Here is an 18,751-nt window from a genome sequence, read left to right on the forward strand (position 1 = left end):
AAGAGATGTTCCCATCCATCATATTGCCGTATCAACGCAGCGACACGGCCGGACGATGGCCCGAAATCTCTACGATGGCGACCGACTGAATCGGACGGACACCGGCGCATCAGAAAGTAGCATCATGGCACGCTGGAGCAATTGGTCGGCCACGGTCGACGCATCCGGGATCGAGATGATTCGCCCCGTGGATCGCGAAGAGCTCATGACCTCGGCGGCCCACCTCTTCCATCAAGGAAGGCGAGTTCGCCCGCTGGGGAACGGCCATTCCTTCAGCGCGGTCGGCGAACCTAACGACACGGCGGTCGACCTCTCCCTACTCGACTCGGTCGTGTCGGTGGACCGACGTCGCTCTCAAGTCACCGTCGAAGCGGGCATGAGCCTGCGACGCTTGAATACCGTGCTTGACGCCCACGGCCTCGCCTTGGAAAACATGGGCGACATCGATCGCCAGACCGTGTCCGGCGCACTGTCGACCGGAACGCATGGGACGGGAGCGTCCTTCGGTGGCCTGGCCACACAGGTACGTGGTGTGGAACTGCTGACTCCCGACGGAGACGTCGTTGCGGTGAACGAATCGAACGACGATTTCCAAGGAATGGTGATCGCTCTGGGAGCCTTGGGCATCGTCGTCTCCGTCACCCTACAATGCGTACCGGCGTTTCGGCTCGAAGCGCGAGAAGCCCCCATGCGGGTGGACGAACTCCTTCCCCGGCTCGACGAATTCGCCGACGGGACCGATCATTTCGAGTTCTACTGGTTTCCCAATACTCACACCACGCTCACCAAGCGCAACCGCCGCCTGCCTCGCGAGGAGTTCGCGTCCCCTCCGGGACGATTGAGCTACTGGTGGAACGAATCCTTCACCGAAAACATCCTGTTCCACGCCACCAACCGAATCGGGTCGCTCGTCTCCCCCGGCATTCCCCGCCTCAACCGCGCTGCGGCACGTTTCGTCAGCGCTCGTCATTACACCGACACCTCGCACCGCGTCTTCACCTCTCCCCGCACTGTCGTCTTCCGTGAAATGGAGTACGCCCTGCCCCGCCACTGCGTTCACGACGCCCTCCGCGAACTGATGCGCTACATGGATCGAAGCCGAACGCAGGTGTCGTTTCCGGTGGAAGTACGTTTCGCGCGCGCCGACGACCTCTGGCTGTCGACCGCTCACCAGCGCGACACCGCCTATATCGCGGTCCACCAGTATCATCGCAATCCCCATCGGAAGTTCTTTGCCGCCGCGGAACGGATCTTCGGCGCTTTCGAGGGCCGCCCGCACTGGGGAAAACTGCACGGCCTCGATGCGACTCGTTTGGCTGAGCTGTACCCACGCTTCACGGACTTCCGGGAACTGCGGGATCGTTACGACCCACAGCGCCGGTTGACCAACCGATACCTCAATCGAGTGCTGGGAGACTAGCCTCCACTCCGGTGCCTTACTATGTGTAATTGAATGACTCTCATTTGATGTAATCATGGCATGCGTACCATTTTTAAACTTTTCACGACGGCCGGTGCGGCCGCGCTGACGCTGGGACTTCCCGCCTCTGCCGCTGGAGCGGCCGAATCCACCGGTGCTGAGGGACCGGAAGAATTCGTTGAGGCCCTACCCGACGGGCAGCACGTCACTGTCAATCTCAAAGATCACCCCGAGCTACCACTGGGGCTCGACGAGGACGGTCTGGCGCTGACCTCCGAAGGTGACCACTGGATCATTCGCGACGTCACCGTCGCCCCGGACGACGACTACGACCTCCAGGTCTCCCAGGTCATTCACTCCGAAACCGGCCGTTGCCTCAGCGCGGCGGAAAGCGATGTCGACGCCGTTTCGCGACCGGTACTGGTCGACTGCCCGGAGGCCACCGCATGGAATGTACAGGTGGACTGGAATAAGACCCCCTATGACTTCGCCTTTTTCGCTCCCGACGGGCGCACCCTGCAAACCGAGGGGCACAGGGCCGAGCCGAACGAACCCGTCATTCTGCGAGCGCCGGGCGAATGCACCAAAGGCACGTGCCATTTTGAGGAATGGCACGTGACATTCGCCGATGAAGGACCCGGTGCTCCGGTCGATCATGAATCGCCGGAGTCGTCCGCCCAGTCCAAGGACGAAGGCGAACCCACGCTGGCCACAACGGGTCTTGACATGACGGTACTCGCTGCCGCGACCGCGTTCGCCCTTCTGCTCGCCGCAGGGGCCGTCGTCTTCCTTCGATTCCAGCGCACCAAAAACAATTGGTGACGCGTCACACGTATCAGATAATGAGATGCGCTTGGTGGGCGTCACAGTGAGTGTCATAATTCTCGCATGACTCAACAATGGCACGTCATGATTATGTGCGCCGAGCGCGTGTACGGCTGTTAGACCCAGCGTCTCACCCGACACGCGCTAGACCTTCCGCATCCTGCGGGAGGTCTTTTTGTTTGGGTAATAAAAACCGTCCTGTCGGCGGGAGCCCGTGGTACAGGCAGGAAATATCGCACAGTTCGAGGCGGGAGTAAACCGTGAGATATTCGCACGATACGAACGATACAGACCCCACAGAGTCTCCATCGACACCGACTGATTTCCATATCTTTGACACGACGCTACGCGATGGCGCCCAAATGGAAGGGCTCCGTTACTCCGTCGCGGACAAGATGTCCGTTGCCCGCCTCATCGACGAGTTGGGAGTCGACTACATCGAAGGCGGCTGGCCCGGGGCCCTGCCGTCGGATACCGAGTTCTTCGAGCGCGCGTCTGAGGAAATCAACTTCAAACACGCCAAGCTGGTCGCCTTCGGTATGACCCGTCGTGCCGGCATCGCGGCCGCCGACGACGAGGGATTGGGCGCGCTCATCGATTCACGTGCTCCCACTCTGTGTCTGGTCGCCAAGTCCGATATTCGCCACGTCCGTCACGCACTGAAGGCCTCTCCGGCCGAGAATCTGGAAATGATCCGTGATTCCATTTCCTACGGGCGCGAATACGATCGGGAGGTGTTCATCGATTGTGAGCACTTCTTCGACGGCTTTCGGCATTCTCCGGACTATGCCACCACGGTCGTCAAGTCGTCCTTTGACGCCGGCGCCGACGTCGTGGTTCTGTGCGACACCAACGGTGGCTCGATTCCCTCCGATATCGCGCGGATCATCGGCGACCTCCGCTCCCGCCTCGCCGACACCATGCGCCCCGAGGATATCCGCCTTGGCATCCATGCCCAGAACGACACCGGCTGTGCGGTGGCGAATACTTTGACGGCCGTGGAATCGGGGGTCATGCACGTTCAGGGGACGGCCAACGGTTACGGCGAGCGACCGGGAAACGCCGATATCTTCAGCGTTATCGGGGGTTTGCAGACCAAGATGGGGATGCGGGTCCTACCTCCCGGGGGCCTGGAGAAGATGACTCATACCTCGCACTCCATTGCCGCCATTGCGAACATGCCACCCAATGAACACGCGCCGTACGTGGGGCACGCCGCGTTCGCGCATAAAGCCGGACTGCACGCCTCCGCCATCAAAACCGATCCGGGTCTGTACAACCATATCGACCCGCAGGTGGTGGGCAATGACATGCGTATTTTGGTCACCGAGATGGCGGGGCGCGCTTCGATCGAACTGAAGAGCCGGGATTTGGGGATCGAGTTGCGTGGACAGAAGGACGTTTTGGATCGCGTCACCAAGCGGGTCAAGGATCTGGAGGCTCAAGGCTGGTCGTTCGAGGCCGCCGACGCTTCCTTTGAACTGCTCTTGGACGATGAGCTGCCGCAGGCGAATCGGGTCGTTCGCCCGTTCACGGTGGCCTCGTATCGGGTGATCATCGATCATACTCGGGACGGTTCGGTGGTGTGTGAGGCGACGGTTCGCTTGGAGGTTGACGGGGAACAAACGATCACCACGGCCCAGGCCCGCGGACCGGTCAACGCATTGGACGCGGCGTTGCGACAGGCCTTGGCGGAACGGTTCCCGGGGCTGTCGGAAATCAATCTCTCCGATTACAAGGTCCGTATCCTGGCGGGAACCAGTGGTACTGAAGCCATCACTCGGGTATTGACGACTTTGAGCGACGGCGATGACGAATGGACGACCGTTGGAGTGGACGACAACATCGTGGAGGCGTCGTGGCGCGCCCTCATCGATGCGTTGACCTACCGCCTGCGATGACGTCGTTGCCCGTCTCCGGCTGGGAAACGTATACGCGCCGGTGGCGTGGTTTCACTCCACCGTACAATGGAATCGGATAACCCTGTGGGGCCGAGAACGGAATAGTCTCGGCCCCACAGCTCTGATTCTAATCGAAGAGTGCGTATCCGCGTTGCGACATGTTTCCGTCCCCGAAGGTCAGAAATCCCCCGGCCGCGGAGAAGTTCGTTCCGTCGGGGTGGGTCTTGAGCGACCAGACTCCGACCACGGAGTCTCCCTGCGGATCCCAGGGTAGGAGGTTACCGTACTGATCGGTGGCCAAGAGTTTTCCACGGTCGGCTTTTTCACCGTCGACGCATTCACCTTGGGGGCCCGAACGGTTGGTGGTGCAGACGTTGTCGAAGTGTCCGCCGGCTATGAGATGGTCGCCGTGCTTGGTGACCGCCTGCACGCCGCCGTCGACTCCGATGTTCCACAGCGTACGCCCGAAGGTGTCGTAGGCACGCAGTTCGCCGCCACGTCCGTCGAGGCCGGCGTAAATGGTGTCGCCTTCCACGATGAATTGGCGGATCAATACATTGGTCTTGGCGCGGAACCCGTTGTCCAGGTCCCCGGTGAACGGATCGACCGCGGCGAAGTTTCGGTAGCTCTCACGCTCTTCCACCGCTTTGAACGCTCCGGCAATGTACAGACGTTCGTGGTCGACACTCATGTCTCGCACCGACCCGTCGTTGACTTCAGGGCGGAAAGACTTGACGATCGACGCGTCCGAGGCTCGTACTGCCGCCAGCGCGGGCTGCTCGTAGTCCCCGACGTAGGAAAAGCGCCCACCGAGGTACACCCGATCACGATTGGTCGCCACCGAGAACACTCGCGCCGACGGCCGGGGAGCCCATTCGGTGTCGACTTCACCGGTGGACAGGGAGAAACGTGCCACCTTGGGCAGATAATTGTCGTTCACACGCCGAAAGTCACCGGCAATGTACAGCCAATCACCGTTGATTTCCAGGTCACGGACCATGCCGTCCAAGTGCGGAGAAAAGGACAGCAGCTCACCGTCGCGAGTGTCGACGGCGGCGATGTGATGTCTCTGGTGATAATCGCCCGCCGTATCTTGAGCGTAGGTGAACGGACCTCCCACATAGCTGACGTCTCCGTGATAGACGACCTGACGTACATCGTCGTTGAAGGAAACGGTCGGACGCGGAAGATCGTATTCCGAGCCTTGGGCGGGAGCAGAGGCGAAAACAACGGCCACGCTGAGTACTATCAATGAAATCAATCGACGCATGTTCAACAGTCTGCGGTCACAGTGGAGCGCCGACGGGCCATCCCGTCGGCGCGTCGCCACTGCGTGTCACATTGAAACCGTCACACCTGACCGAACGGTCACACGCTGACTTTAAACTCCGGTCTGTGGCTCGTCCGGGGAGGTCAACAGAGTTTGGATGTACATGTCCTCGCCGAGCTTTTCGATCAATTCAAGTTGCGTGTCAATATGTTCGATATGCTCTTCTTCGTCTTTCAGAATCGTGACGAAGATTTCCCGGGACGTATAGTCGCGAGCCGATTCCATGTATTCGACTCCACGGCGCAGCCGATCAATGGCTTCGACTTCCAATTCACGATCCGACTGGTACATTTCGGTCACGCTTTGACCAATGCGCAACGGAAAAAGCCGCTGAAAGTTCGGCAAACCGTCCAGCCATAGAATCCGATCCGCCAGCATTTCGGCATGATTCATTTCCTCCATGGACTCGTCCCGACTGGCTTTGGCTAGTTTGGTCCATCCATGGTGGGCCTGCATTTTCGAATGCAGGAAATACTGATTGATGGCAGTCAATTCTGCCGTGAGCTGCTCATTGAGGAATTCGATGACGCGCTCGTCTCCGTACATGGCGTATTCTCCTGACTACTAGACGAGTGTGGTTACCGTCCAGGCTAGTGCCTAGGACGTAACGCTCACGAGTCAGGAACACCTAAATAAGTTCAGCCTTGCCTTAACATCCCTCGAACAGGCGGCAGCGAGACGGCCGTTCACACCGGGGCGACGGTACTCGAACTCAACCGGTCGGACTCCGCGAAGTGGTTCTCAATCATTCGGCGCAGCCGACCGTGGCAGTTTCCACATCCGGTTCCGGCCCCACAGGCATCGCCGACGTCTTCCACGGTCTCGGCACCTTCAGCGGCGCACTCGCGCACGGTTCGTTCTGACACTCCCATGCAGATACAGGCGAACATTGACACTCCGGGCGGATTGGTTAACTCGGTACCCAGCCATAAGCCGGATTTACTTAGGTATACCTAACCTTATCCACGCGGGGCGCTCGTGTAAACCCCCGGGTGACGAAATCCTACTTTCAGCCACCCAGGGAGACACCATCGATCGACCGGGTCAACCGACCAACCCATTCACCGCACCAGTTCGCTGAGAGTCTTGAGGGCGTATTCCACCTCGGCGTCGTCGATATCGCGGTGCGTCACGATTCGTCCTTTTCGTTCCCCCATCACCGCAAAGCGCACTCCCTGTTCGGCGGCCTCCGCCGCGATGCGTTTTATCTCCCCATGGTGGATCATGACGATGTTGGTCTCCACTTCCGCGGGTTCACACAGTCCGTACACCGACAATTCGTCCGCCAGATACCGGGCACGCGCGTGGTCGTCCTCGAGGTCGGCGAGATTGTTCTCCACCGCGAAACGTCCTGCCGCCGCCAGGATGCCCACCTGACGCATTCCGCCACCCATGCGCTTACGGATTCGGCGTGCCTGCGACTCCTGCTCCGACGAGCACAGCAGAAGGGAGCCGACCGGAGCACCGAGGCCCTTCGACAGACACACCGACAGCGTGTCAAAGGGGGCGGCGATCTCCTTCGCGCTCAGTCCGGTGGCGACCATGGCATTCCATATTCGCGCACCGTCACAGTGCAGGGTGATTCCATGATCGTGGGCGAGTTCGCCCAGTCGGGTGAGCTCCGGTTGGATCTGCACCGCTCCCCCGGCCAGATTGTGAGTGTTCTCCACCGCTATCAGCGCCGTCGGTGTGGCGAACGTTCCGGTCGGATTGATCATGTCCGCCACCGTGTCGGCGGCGATCCGACCCCCCGCTCCCATCCACGTGCGGCTCGAGACCCCGCCCAGGGCCGCAAGCGCGCCGACCTCGAAATTGAGGACGTGGGCGTCCACATCGGCCAGAATCTCCTCGCCGGGACGTGCATTCAGTTGCAGCGCGATCTGGTTGGCCATGGTCCCGCTCGGCGCGAACACGGCGGAGGGGAAACCGAACATATCGGCGACGTATTGTTCGAGCGCATTGACGGTGGGATCGTCTCCGAACACGTCGTCACCGACTTCAGCCTCGGCCATCGCTTGGCGCATGGCGGTGCTGGGCCGGGTGACGGTGTCGGATCTGAAATCTACGTGCATTCTTTGAGACTAGCGCGTCATCGCTCATATTCAAGCGGGCCGCGGATCAAAGGTACGGAATTTTCGCATTGCACCAACGATTGTGCCTATTGAGCTGGAGTACCGATACGACTGTCGGATCCCCGTCGTCACGACGTCGCCGTGAAGGGCGGTCCATCGCTTGTTTCAGTAGGCGTTGAACCCGTTACCGATACCCAATACAGGGAGGTACATGCGTTCGCCCTCTTTGGTGAACCCTTCGTAGACGATGTCAAACAGGTCGATGATGCCGAAGGCGCGGAGGGCGTCGACCATCATGTGGGCGGCTTGGGAGGCATTGGTTCGATCGGCTTTGCCGTACGTGCGACTCCAGTTCGGCATCGCGCCGGCGGGAGCACGGTAGCCCAGTGCGGGTAGTTGGGCGTAGGCGTTTCGCCAACTGCTCGCGACCGCCGATGACGCTTCCACATGCAGCTGCCCGTTGATCGTGGCGAGAACGTAACGCGCGGACCAGTCGTTGGTTCGCAGTATGACCGTTCCGGTGGTGCCGAATATGTTGGCGTCCACCGACATATCGGTCATGAGGACGGCAAGTCGGTCGGTGAACTCGTCGAAGTCGTCCACGGCGGGTTCGGACGGATGAGACCAGGCTTGGGAGAAGGCCGACCACCCGGACACGTCACCACGTCCGATCGAGAAGGTATTGAGGTGTTCAAAGTCGGTGGGAGACAGGAGACGCAACATAACGCCGCCGTGGAATCGTTTCAGGTGCAGTTCGAATACCAGTCCGTCGCGGTACCAGCGCACCCACGGCCCACCGTCGCCGCCGCGTACCTCGGGTCGCCCCAGTTCCCGCATCACTTGTCCGAGCACCTCTTTGAAGACCTGGGTGCGGTGCTGTTCACCTTGCCGCCCGCGTTCCGCCGACCTCAGCACCATGACTTCAATGGAATAAAACTCGGCCCCGGTCGACGACATCATGCCCGCTGGAAAACTATCGATAATGGCCTGCCCGGTCTCATAGCCGGTTTCGGCGCGCCACATTCCAATATCGACTTCGGTGCTTCGCGGCTTCCACCCTAGGTTGTTCAGTGCACCGTACAAATCGGACTTCGTCCAGCGCCCGAAATTCGTCTGTCTGGCCCGACGTAGTAGATCGACCAGTTGGTAATCGCTGATTCGATGTGTACCGAGCATGCGGCTTCCCAGTCTATTGGTGCTAGAGTTCACAGAGGAAATCCCATGACTCCCCCGTATACTTTATAAGGGTAGCCTTACCTCACATTCAAAACGCAGGCCCTAAGGAGCTCAGGTGACGAGCCAAGCTAAAGCTGTGCAGCAAGACACGCTTATTAGCCTACTAGGTGGAAAAGATGGCGCGTTCGACGCCTGCGCACCTTTGGTCATTTTCATAGGAACGTGGTTTGTCTCCGGAGAGTCGATCGCCTGGGCCACCGCCACGGCTCTCGTGGGTGCTTTGACCATCGCCATCCGGCGTCTATTGCAGGGCGCCAAACCACGCGCGGTCATATTCGGTTTGCTCAGCATTGTCATCGCTTCTCTGGTCGTTTTCTACACCAACGATCCCGCCGACATTCTCCTGCCCCGCATACTCTCCAACGCCGCGAGCGCCTTGGTCTGGGCCGGGTTCATCGTCTTTCGACGTCCCTTGCTGGGGTTGATCGTAGGCGGGGTACTCGGTCAACGGACCCGTTGGCGTCACGACCCCGATTTGCTACGCGCCTATAGTTGCGCCTCTTGGGCATGGGTGGCGATGTACACCGCACGCGTGTTGATCTTGACCCCGTTCTGGTCGTCGAGTGACGACCGATTCGCCCTTCTCGGTGGCGGTGTGATGCAGCTCGTGTTGAGCTGGCCGCTTCTCGCCGCGTGCCTGCTCGTCTCCGGGTGGATCATCACACTGGTGCTTCCACGTGAACACCCGGGAATCCGGCATCCTCAGGCCCAGAACGCTTAGCGTCACACTGGGGCCGCACCACAGTCCAACGCTCCAGAGGTCACCACAGACGGGCGATATGACACCATCGAAGCATGTCACAACGCTCCGCACCAGGTACGCGCATGAAAATTCGCCGCCCCGGCACCTCAACGGCGGTCGCCCTACTCGCTTGGCTCTGTGCCTGGCCCCTCGGGTTGTCACTGTTCGCGGCGCGTGATCCACTGCAGTCTTGGTGGTCGGTGCCGCTGGGCCTTCTCATTCTGCTGACCCCGTTGGTCGTCGCCTGGTGGGCGTGGCGATCAGGCGTCGACGTGGATTCCAGTGGCCTGACTTTGAAGGGACCGTTCAGTTCTCGGATCATCTCCTGGGAGTCCATCGACGGCTTTGCCGTCGACCGTGACGGCGTTCAGGCCATTCTGCGCGACCAGTCGCAGGTGTCGTTGCGCCCCATGCAAGCTGAATCGCTTCCCTCCGTCATTGAAGTCGGCGGCCAGGAAATGGCGGTCTCGACCGCCGACTGAGTACATTATCCGCGACTCGTACGGATGCGGGCAAGTGACGGCTCTATACGTCCTGCCCTTTGGCTTTGCGCACCAGTGCCCAGGCTCCGGGCAAGAGACCGGCCGCCAGTAGGATCTTCAGGGCGTCGCCGACGAGGAAAGGAAGCACGCCCTTTTCCAAAGCCGTCACGGCGTCAAGATTGGCGGCGGTGGCCAGGTACGGCGTACCGATGGCATAGATGACCACGTTCCCCAGCAGCATCAGGCCGACGGTGCCCATGACCTTACGGTCCGTACCACGGCGTGCTGCCAGTGCACCGACCAGTACCCCCGCCACGAGGAAGCCGGGGATGTACCCGAAGCTGGCCATGGCGTATCCCGCCGACGCATCCGCGAACCACGGCACACCGGCGACTCCGGCAACGAGGTAAAGACTCAGCGACAGGGCCGCCCGAGCCGGCCCGAAGGAGGCGCCCACCAGAAGGGCGCCAAAAGTCTGGAGAGTAAAGGGGACCGGGCTGATCACCGGAATCGTAAACGCGATTTGGGCGGTCACACCAACCAGAGCCGCTCCGGTCAGAGCCAGAACTCCTTCACGGGCGATCGTCTGGGCCCGTCCATTGCTCCAGGGAATAAGGTCGGTCAGCACCCGAGGTCCGGCCTCGACGGCGGTAACAGCCATGTGGAGATCCTCCAACTAGGTTTGTAGGTAATGCACAGGATTAAAGCTGAGATTACCTCATAGTCGGTCGTCCTTGACATCCGGTCAGATGAGATTGAACCGATCACACAGCCAAGAGCCGGGCCGACCGTTCGGTTCAACCCGGCTCTCAGCATTCGTGTCACGCGATCAGCGCAGCGAACCGCCGACGCTACTTGCGTTTCTCGACTTCCTCCAGAAGCTGCGGCAGGACGTCGAAGAGGTTACCGACGACACCGAAATCAGCCATGGAGAAAATCGGGGCGTCGGAGTCCTTGTTCACCGCGACGATGACGCGAGAAGTCTGCATACCCGCGCGGTGCTGAATGGCACCCGAGATTCCGGCAGCCACGTACAGCTGTGGGCTGACGGTGGTACCGGTTTGGCCGACCTGGAATTTGTGGGGATAGAATCCCGAGTCGGTCGCGGCACGCGAAGCACCCACCGCAGCGCCGAAGGAATCGGCCACCTTTTCGATCAAGGCGAAGTCGTCGGCCGAACCAACACCACGACCACCGGAGATGATGACGTCCGCCTCGGTGAGACCTGGACGGTCCCCGGCAGGCTCGTCCACCGTCTCCACGATCGACACCTTCTTGGCGTCATCGCTGAGACTCACGTCGACGGCCTCTTCGCTCGGTGTGCTCGGAGCGGGCTCGGCGTTCACCGCTCCGGCCTTCACCGTCGCGATGGTGAATCCGTCGGTGACCTTCGAGGTGACGATACGGGATCCGGCGAAGATGTCCTGACGAGCAACACCGTCGGAGTCCAGCGTGGAGATATCGGTCAGGAAGCCCCGGTTGAGGGCAACGGCCAGTCGTCCCACGATGGCCTTACCTTCGTCGGAACCGGGCAGCAGGATGCCGCCCCAGTCCTGCCCCTGAGCGATGGAGGTGATCGCCTCGGCCTTCGGAGCCGCAAAGTACGAATCAACCTGCGGTTCGTTAACGCGGTACAGCGTCGTCGCACCGTACTCGGCCGCCGCCGCGGCACCCTCCTCATTGAACGCCACTGCCGCCACTTCGCCCAAGCTGCGAGCCAAGGTCAAGATTTCACCGGCGTGTCGAGAATTGTCCGGAACGTATACGAGAATCTGGGACATAGCGCGCTCCTAAATGAATTTCTCGTTGACAAGGAATTCGGCAAGGGCACGTCCGCCTTCGCCTTCATCGGTGACAATCGTGCCCGCACTGCGCTCGGGACGGGCTTCCACGCTCAGCACCTCGTTGGTGGCCCCGGCCTCTCCGACCGTTCCGGCCTCGACGCCCAGGTCCTCCAGGCTCAGGGATTCGATCGGCTTGCGCTTCGCCGCCATGATTCCCTTAAGAGAGGGGTACCGAGGCGTATTGATGGTGTCCCATACCGACACGATGGCAGGCAGCTGAGCTTCCAGCTTGCTGTAGCCATTGGCGCGCTGGTGCTCCACCGTAACGGTCTGACCGTCCACTTCCAGGCTGCGAGCACCGGTCAGGGCCGCCGCTCCGGTGTGGGCGGACAGCATATGCGGCATGACACCCATGCCCGAGTCGGTGGACTCGGCACCGGCGATGACCAGGTCCCAGTCCTGTCGCTTCAAGGCCGCGGCCAGAATCGAGGACGTACCGAGTGCGTCGGATCCCGCGATGGCCTCGTCACTGACGTGAACGGCTTTGTCCACTCCCATGGCCAGGACTTTACGAATCGTCTCTGTCGCCTGGTCGGGTCCGATCGTCAGAACGGTGACGGAACCGTCATGCTTTTCTTTCAGTTGCAGGGCGGCTTCGACGGCATATTCGTCGAGCTCACCCATGACGTTATTGGAGCCGTCGCGGTCCACCCGCTTATCGGCATTCAGATTTCTCTCGAGCCCGGAGTCGGGGACCTGTTTAACAAGGACCACGATGTCCATCGGCACAACCTCCACTATCTAATGGTCTGGCCTCAATTGTGGCAGTGTTTCCTGCCGCCAAACATTCGCCAGTGCCACTGGCGTGGCCGGCGTGTGTCCCCGGTGTGAGGCTCACACCGGGGACAACGGTCAATCGACGGTCAACCCGTCGATCATCCGCGTTTTTCAAGGTTCCCGTACACCCGGCTTGGACTCGGGGAGACCTCGAATCGGTGTCTTAAACGACACTATACCTCCTAAGTTACTGACAAGTAATAGCGGTGGGGTCTTCGCATTAAGCCGCCCGGACAAGGCATCATAGCGGTATGATCAGAGTCTTGATTTTCACATTCCTCGCTTACCTGGCGCTGGTGATCGCCTCCTTGTCCGACTGCTTGGGAGGCGAAGAAGAGCCGCGTAAATTTACCCGCGGCTCGTGGGCGGCCATAATTCTGCTGATACCGATCATCGGTGCCGTTTGCTGGTTCGTTTTCGGGAAACACCGCCCCGAGCCGGGCACCGGCGGTTCGGCGCGACCCAACAACGGCTCCCACGGCCCGATCGCCCCGGACGACAACCCCGATTTCCTCCGAGATTTGGACAAACGACTCCGTGATAATGACCGGAACAAGAACGACGAGTGACCTTGCCCCGGCGAGTCGTCGCGGTACGGGAACCACCGAACGGCATAACCCGGCTCGGTGTCGCCCTGCCGCGTTATGCCGATTGGCGCCTTTGCCCCTTGTCGTGACGTCCCTTCCCCTGCCAACCCAAGCGCGAGGATTTTTCCGAACGGGGCACCAGGGTAGGGCTGACGTTTTTACGCACCGCTTCGGTGGTGATGCGCACCTTTTCGACTTCATCCGACCGTGAGGGAATTTCAAACATCATCGGTTGCAGGACTTCTTCCAGAATGGCACGCAGTCCACGCGCTCCCGTACCCCGCAGCCGCGCCTGCTCCACGATCGGCTCCAATGCGCCTTCCTCGAACTCCAATTCGACGCCGTCCAGTTCGAAAAGCCGTTGATACTGCTTGACCAGGGCATTACGCGGCTCAGTGAGAATGCGGAGAAGCGTGTCGGAATCCAGTTCGTCGACCGCCGTCAACACCGGAAGGCGTCCCACGATCTCGGGAATGAGGCCGTAGTTCAACAGGTCCTCCGGCATCGGATGCTCGGGCTGGCGCAGCTCGGGTTCTTCGACGTCGGAGGCGGGGTTGGAAAAGCCCACGGTGTGTTTCCCGAGACGTTGGTCGACGAATTCGTCCAGGCCGTCGAAAGCTCCGCCGCAGATAAACAGAATATTGGTGGTGTCGATCTGATAATTGTCCGTCTGCGGATGTTTACGCCCGCCCTGCGGAGGCACGGTGGCGGTGGTTCCCTCCAGAATCTTGAGCAGTGACTGCTGCACGCCTTCACCGGAAACGTCCCGCGTAATAGACGGACTGGGAGCCTTGCGGCCCACCTTGTCTATTTCGTCGATGTACAGGATTCCGCTCTCCGCTCGCTTGAGATCGAAATCCGCCGATTGGATCAGTTTGAGGAGGATGTTTTCGACGTCGTCTCCCACGTAACCGGCCTCGGTCAACGTGGTGGCATCGGCGATCGCGAACGGAACGTCAAGCATTCGTGCGAGGGTTTCGGCCAAATGGGTCTTACCCGACCCGGTCGGACCGATCATGAGGATATTGGATTTCTGGAGCTCGATTCCGTCCTTACCGCCGTGAGACTCCACGCTCTCGGCCTGGATTCGTTTGTAGTGGTTATAAACCGCGACGGCCAGGGTCTTCTTGGCGCGATCCTGCCCCACGACGAATTGATCGAGGAAATCGACCACCTCTTTGGGTTTGGGCAGTTCCGACATTGCCGCATCGGCGTCTTCGAGCAGTTCCTCTTCGATGATCTCATTACACAGATCAATGCATTCCACGCAGATGTACACCTGTGGGCCGGCGATCAATCGCCCCACCTGACGTTGAGTCTTCGAACAGAAGGAGCATTTCAATATGTCGTCATGTCCAAGACGTGCCACCATAAATTTGCTCCTGTTCTCAACAGTCTCAAGCACACTCATACGTCCGGCGAACGCCGAACCATTCTTTCATTATTTCTCATATCTGCTCGTGGTGCCACTTCATGGTTGAGGCAATCCTGTTTCAATTCCACAAAGATTACGGCGCCGATCGACACCCCGCAGTGCACCACTGCCAAGGGTAGTCGTTATCGGCGACGATTGGCCGGGTTTCCGCCTCTCCTGACGCAAAGCAGTCGAGGCGCACCCCTCGGGCGCGCCTCGACAATTCAGTTCCGGTATGCCTTTCCACGAACGCATCGACCGACCGGATCGGACGTCGCCGTCTTACTTCGAACGTGCGTTCTTCTTGCGGTAGGCCAGGATGTTGTCCACCAGTCCGTACTCCGCCGCCTCTTCGGCGGTGAAGATCTTGTCACGTTCGATGTCCTTGCGGATACGTTCCACATCGTTTCCGGTGTGACGCGCCAAGACTTCTTCCAGTTGGTCACGCATCCGCATGATTTCGCGAGCCTGGATCTCCATGTCGGAAGCCTGCCCGAAGGTGCCTTCGGTAGCCGGCTGGTGGATGATGACACGGGAGTTGGGAAGTGCGGTCCGTTTACCGGGCGTCCCCGCTGCCAGCAGCACCGCCGCCGCCGAGGCCGCCTGTCCCATGCAGACGGTCTGAATGTCGGGGCGAACATACTGCATCGTGTCGTAAATGGCCATCAGAGCCGTCAGTGATCCACCGGGAGAGTTGATGTACATGACGATGTCGCGTTCGGGGTCATTGCCCTCCAACACGATCAACTGGCTCATAATGTCATTGGCCGAGGTGTCGTCTACCGGTGACCCGAGAAAGATGATTCGGTCCTCGAACATCTTGTTGTACGGGTTCATCTCCTTCACGCCGTACGAGGTCTTCTCGGTGTACGACGGAACGATGTAACGCGCATTCGGCTGGTATTCGCCGGGGAATTGCATCTCCACTGTGCTGTCCTCTCTTAGCTATCGCCTGTAGAAGCGTCCGAAACGCGCTGAACTACGTGGTCGATGAATCCGTACTCCAGAGCCTGCTCGGCAGTGAACCAACGGTCTCGATCGGAATCCACTTCAATGGTCTCGGGTGATTGACCCGTGTGATGGGAGATCAATTCCAAGAACATCTGCTTGGTATACAGCATTTGATCGGCCAGGATGGCCACATCGGATGCCGTACCGCCAATGCCGCCGGACGGCTGGTGCATCAATACCTTGGCGTGCGGCAAAGCGAACCGTTTTCCGGAAGTACCGGCACACAGCAGCAACTGCCCCATCGACGCCGCCATTCCCATGCCGACGGTGACGACGTCGTTCTTGATGTACTGCATGGTGTCATAAATGGCCATGCCGTCGTAGACGGAACCACCCGGGGAATTGATGTACAGCTTGATGTCACGTTCGGGGTCTTCCGCCTCCAGCAACAACAACTGAGCGCTGAGGCGATTGGCGACCTCGGCGTTGACTTCGCTGCCGAGGAAGATAACCCGCTCTTTCAACAAGCGCTCATATACAGTGTCGTCCAGGCCCGCGCCAGGACTGGAACCGCCCTGCCGAGAGGTCGGCAGGAATTGGTTTGAATCAGTCATCATTGTCCTTTCTATTTCGACATAATGACTCCAGCTTTAATACTTAGACCTTAACCCGCGAAGCGGCCTGACGGACACGGATATGCCCTCTGTTCGCTGCAAGCAGAGCGGGGAATATCCCTGGCGGACGCCATAAATCCACTCGTGGCGGTGCTGTAAGGCCAATCGAGCCCCAGACAGCGAAAACCGTGCCGGTCATCGACCGACACGGTTTCAAAAATGAGCCCTAACAGGCTATTTGGTTTCCGCCTCAGCGCTCTCGCCTTCGGCTTCGTCGCTGCTCTGTTCTTCCGGGCTTTCACCGAAGAGGGCGACCTTGTCCAGAGTGTTACCGTCGCTGTCGACGACGGTCGCTTCCTCCACGACCTTCTCCAGGGCCATCTTCTGACGTGCCTGAACGGCGATCTGCTGGAGCTGGCCGCTGGAACGCAGCTGCTCGATGAACTCGGGGAACTTGTCCTGCGCTACTCCGTTCATCTGAGCCATGCGAGCGGCCTCGGAGAGGATCATGTCGCCGTTGGGCTCGACTTCCTTCTCCCCGGCAATGCGGCCCAGCACGATCGACTGCTTCAGGTTCTGTTCCACGTCCTGCTTCAGGTCGGCGTCGAACTCCTCTTCGGTCTTACCGATCTGCTGCAGGTACACTTCCATGCCACCCATTTGACCGACCTGTTCGTTCAGGTGGTTCTTGGTGTGCTCGATCTCGGAGTCCACGGTCCCTTGCGGAAGCGGCAGGTCCAGATCGGCCAGAAGCGCTTCGAGGACCTTCTCTCGGGCCTCGGTGCGAACGTCGTTCTCGGCCTGATCGGTCAGACGCTTCCGGGTGTCCTCACGCAGTTCTTCAAGAGTGTCGACGCTTGCCGACATCTCCGCGAATTCGTCGTTGAGCTCGGGAAGTTCACGCTCCTTGACCTTCTCGACGCTGATGTCGATGTCGGCCTCGGAACCGGCTTCCTCTCCGGCAACGAGACTGGATTGAATCCGTTTTTCGTCGCCGGCCTTCATTCCGACCAACGCTTCATCCAGGCCGTCAAGCAGGTTTCCAGAGCCGACCTCGTGGCTCATACCGCTGACCGAGCCGCCCTCAACCTCTTCTCCGTCACGCGTGGCTTTGAGGTCGATGACGACGAAGTCGCCGTTGTCCGCGGGGCGGTCAACGGTCGTCAACGAGGAGAACCGGAGGCGCTGCTGCTCCAGGTCGGAATCGATGTCCTCTTCGGTGACCTTACCGGCTTCGACGTTGACCTTCAGGTCGGCGAAGTTCGGCAGTTCAAAGTCGGGGGCGACGTCCGCCTCTACCACGAACTCCAAAGGCTTATCGGTCTCGATCGGGTTGACCTCAACCAGTTCCGGACGCCCAAGAAGGTTCAGTTCCTTTTCACTGACTGCGGTCGAGAGATTGGCCTGAATAGCTGGGTCCATCGCCTGTGCGTACACCGACTCGCGACCGACGCGCTGGTCGATCACGGCTTTGGGGGCCTTGCCAGGACGGAAACCGGGAACGCGAACCTGCTGCCCCACCTGCTTGTACGCCTCGTCGATGTACGGTGCCAAATCGTCAAAGGGCACTTCCACCGTTAGCCGTACCCTGGTCGGATTCAGGGTCTCGACGGTACTTTTCACAGGCGTACTCCTATATCAATCTCTTAATCGGGAAATTTCCTCATCTAGGTGGTATCACCACTTCGAGTGGTGCGACCGGGCTTGTTTCACTACCCCGGCGACGCCACTAAACCACCCAAACCACGAGTGTATGCCCTACGCCCCGGCATGTCCCCGCGGGTGTGGCATAACTCGCTCGCCCGCCGACGGGACCGCTCCACCACAACAAGGCGCATCCACGACTGCCCGCACGGGCCGATCAGATGTATACCTGACTCTCGCACCCATTAAACGCCATTTACCGGGCTGTTCAATCCCCACCCTGAACCACAAGCGCGTGGCTCACAATGTGATCCACGAGATATTTGGGACCCCACTGGAAACCTCGGGGGAGAATGCGCTACAGTGGAGAACGTCCACGGGGGCAACAAACCGTGGCAAGCGGGTGTAGCTTAATGGTAAAGCCTTAGTCTTCCAAACTAATGACGCGAGTTCGATTCTCGTCACCCGCTCCAAACAACGAAGATCCCGGTCCCACGTGGGACCGGGATCTTTTATTGCCGCGCCGTCGGTAATCCACGACAGGGGCGCCATTCATCCCTCAAGCCGCCCATAACGCCGGAAACCGACATACAGCGCGATACAAACAATGACCGTCACCCCACCACTATGGGAGAACCGAAGGCCCGGTGCACCTTCGCCGTATCGCTGACGTTCGTTCGGTAGACCTCGGTGAGCCCGCGACGATCCCGCTCACGACAGTATATGGAGGATATCGGCGTTCTGTCACAGTTCCACCAGTCAGCAATGAGCCTCGAGCGTCGTACATGAAGCGTTCAGAGGGGAATACTTCCATCAACGTCGTCCCAATAGAAATCGACCACTGGATCGAACAGCGTTCCCCCATGATCCGTCTAGAAGCAACACCGGGGCGGACGCCACCCTATCGGTGAC

General features: G+C 59.8%; 18 protein-coding genes and 1 tRNA gene. 7 read left to right on the plus strand and 12 right to left on the minus strand.

The window, feature by feature from the left end:
• The first annotated feature begins 124 nt into the window (after positions 1–124).
• From HALAL_RS0116080 to cimA, 3 genes are all read left to right on the plus strand, one after another.
• On the plus strand, positions 125–1,420 hold the full coding sequence (locus HALAL_RS0116080) for a D-arabinono-1,4-lactone oxidase (RefSeq protein ID WP_025274979.1): 1,296 nt from the start codon (positions 125–127) through the stop codon (positions 1,418–1,420).
• Positions 1,421–1,480: 60 nt separating this feature from the next.
• Positions 1,481–2,242: a hypothetical protein gene (locus HALAL_RS0116085; RefSeq protein WP_025274980.1), complete on the plus strand. Its 762-nt coding sequence runs from the start codon at positions 1,481–1,483 to the stop codon at positions 2,240–2,242.
• A gap of 332 nt (positions 2,243–2,574) precedes the next feature.
• Positions 2,575–4,146, plus strand: a complete 1,572-nt coding sequence (gene cimA / locus HALAL_RS0116090) for a citramalate synthase (protein WP_029768184.1) — start codon at positions 2,575–2,577, stop codon at positions 4,144–4,146.
• 127 nt (positions 4,147–4,273) lie between these two features.
• On the opposite strand, the gene HALAL_RS0116095 is transcribed toward cimA, so the two are convergent.
• The 5 genes from HALAL_RS0116095 to HALAL_RS0116115 form a co-directional block, all read right to left on the minus strand.
• A complete protein-coding gene (locus tag HALAL_RS0116095; RefSeq protein ID WP_156937780.1) occupies positions 4,274–5,416 on the minus strand; it encodes a hypothetical protein in 1,143 nt (380 codons plus the stop codon).
• 111 nt (positions 5,417–5,527) lie between these two features.
• Positions 5,528–6,022 (minus strand): bacterioferritin, encoded by a 495-nt coding sequence (gene bfr, locus HALAL_RS0116100; protein ID WP_025274983.1) that lies wholly within the window; start codon positions 6,020–6,022, stop codon positions 5,528–5,530.
• 140 nt (positions 6,023–6,162) lie between these two features.
• Positions 6,163–6,348 carry a (2Fe-2S)-binding protein gene (locus tag HALAL_RS0116105; RefSeq protein ID WP_211240491.1) on the minus strand — a complete coding sequence of 62 codons (186 nt, stop codon included), beginning with the start codon at positions 6,346–6,348 and terminating at the stop codon, positions 6,163–6,165.
• 189 nt (positions 6,349–6,537) lie between these two features.
• A complete protein-coding gene (locus HALAL_RS0116110) occupies positions 6,538–7,548 on the minus strand; it encodes a threonine aldolase family protein (protein WP_025274985.1) in 1,011 nt (336 codons plus the stop codon).
• A gap of 165 nt (positions 7,549–7,713) precedes the next feature.
• Positions 7,714–8,724 carry a DUF6301 family protein gene (locus HALAL_RS0116115; RefSeq protein WP_025274986.1) on the minus strand — a complete coding sequence of 337 codons (1,011 nt, stop codon included), beginning with the start codon at positions 8,722–8,724 and terminating at the stop codon, positions 7,714–7,716.
• A 115-nt stretch (positions 8,725–8,839) separates the two neighbouring features.
• Here HALAL_RS0116115 and HALAL_RS0116120 point away from each other — a divergent pair, with 115 nt between their 5' ends.
• Together HALAL_RS0116120 and HALAL_RS17895 are read left to right on the plus strand one after the other, a co-directional pair.
• A complete protein-coding gene (locus HALAL_RS0116120) occupies positions 8,840–9,505 on the plus strand; it encodes a DUF3159 domain-containing protein (protein WP_029768185.1) in 666 nt (221 codons plus the stop codon).
• A gap of 74 nt (positions 9,506–9,579) precedes the next feature.
• Entirely contained in the window at positions 9,580–10,008 is a 429-nt protein-coding gene (locus tag HALAL_RS17895; RefSeq protein ID WP_084472055.1) for a PH domain-containing protein, read from the plus strand.
• Between the two features lie 43 nt (positions 10,009–10,051).
• On the opposite strand, the gene HALAL_RS0116130 is transcribed toward HALAL_RS17895, so the two are convergent.
• The 3 genes from HALAL_RS0116130 to HALAL_RS0116140 form a co-directional block, all read right to left on the minus strand.
• On the minus strand, positions 10,052–10,669 hold the full coding sequence (locus HALAL_RS0116130) for a biotin transporter BioY (RefSeq protein ID WP_025274989.1): 618 nt from the start codon (positions 10,667–10,669) through the stop codon (positions 10,052–10,054).
• A gap of 190 nt (positions 10,670–10,859) precedes the next feature.
• Positions 10,860–11,789 carry an electron transfer flavoprotein subunit alpha/FixB family protein gene (locus HALAL_RS0116135; RefSeq protein ID WP_025274990.1) on the minus strand — a complete coding sequence of 310 codons (930 nt, stop codon included), beginning with the start codon at positions 11,787–11,789 and terminating at the stop codon, positions 10,860–10,862.
• 9 nt (positions 11,790–11,798) lie between these two features.
• Positions 11,799–12,575, minus strand: a complete 777-nt coding sequence (locus HALAL_RS0116140) for an electron transfer flavoprotein subunit beta/FixA family protein (RefSeq protein WP_025274991.1) — start codon at positions 12,573–12,575, stop codon at positions 11,799–11,801.
• Positions 12,576–12,880: 305 nt separating this feature from the next.
• On the opposite strand from HALAL_RS0116140, the gene HALAL_RS17125 reads away from it, so the two are divergent.
• Positions 12,881–13,198 (plus strand): PLDc N-terminal domain-containing protein, encoded by a 318-nt coding sequence (locus HALAL_RS17125; protein ID WP_051463021.1) that lies wholly within the window; start codon positions 12,881–12,883, stop codon positions 13,196–13,198.
• A 73-nt stretch (positions 13,199–13,271) separates the two neighbouring features.
• Here HALAL_RS17125 and clpX read toward each other — a convergent pair whose 3' ends face one another.
• From clpX to tig, 4 genes are all read right to left on the minus strand, one after another.
• Positions 13,272–14,585, minus strand: coding sequence for an ATP-dependent Clp protease ATP-binding subunit ClpX (gene clpX, locus HALAL_RS0116150; protein WP_025274992.1), 1,314 nt, complete (start codon positions 14,583–14,585; stop codon positions 13,272–13,274).
• A 327-nt stretch (positions 14,586–14,912) separates the two neighbouring features.
• Positions 14,913–15,551, minus strand: a complete 639-nt coding sequence (locus HALAL_RS0116155; RefSeq protein ID WP_025274993.1) for an ATP-dependent Clp protease proteolytic subunit — start codon at positions 15,549–15,551, stop codon at positions 14,913–14,915.
• 20 nt (positions 15,552–15,571) lie between these two features.
• Positions 15,572–16,195: a ClpP family protease gene (locus tag HALAL_RS0116160; RefSeq protein WP_025274994.1), complete on the minus strand. Its 624-nt coding sequence runs from the start codon at positions 16,193–16,195 to the stop codon at positions 15,572–15,574.
• A 234-nt stretch (positions 16,196–16,429) separates the two neighbouring features.
• On the minus strand, positions 16,430–17,818 hold the full coding sequence (gene tig, locus HALAL_RS0116165; protein WP_025274995.1) for a trigger factor: 1,389 nt from the start codon (positions 17,816–17,818) through the stop codon (positions 16,430–16,432).
• Positions 17,819–18,238: 420 nt separating this feature from the next.
• On the opposite strand from tig, the gene HALAL_RS0116170 reads away from it, so the two are divergent.
• A tRNA-Gly gene (locus tag HALAL_RS0116170) sits at positions 18,239–18,312 on the plus strand.
• Positions 18,313–18,751 lie beyond the last annotated feature (439 nt).

It is taken from the genome of Haloglycomyces albus DSM 45210 (genome assembly GCF_000527155.1).
GTDB lineage: Bacteria > Actinomycetota > Actinomycetes > Mycobacteriales > Micromonosporaceae > Haloglycomyces > Haloglycomyces albus.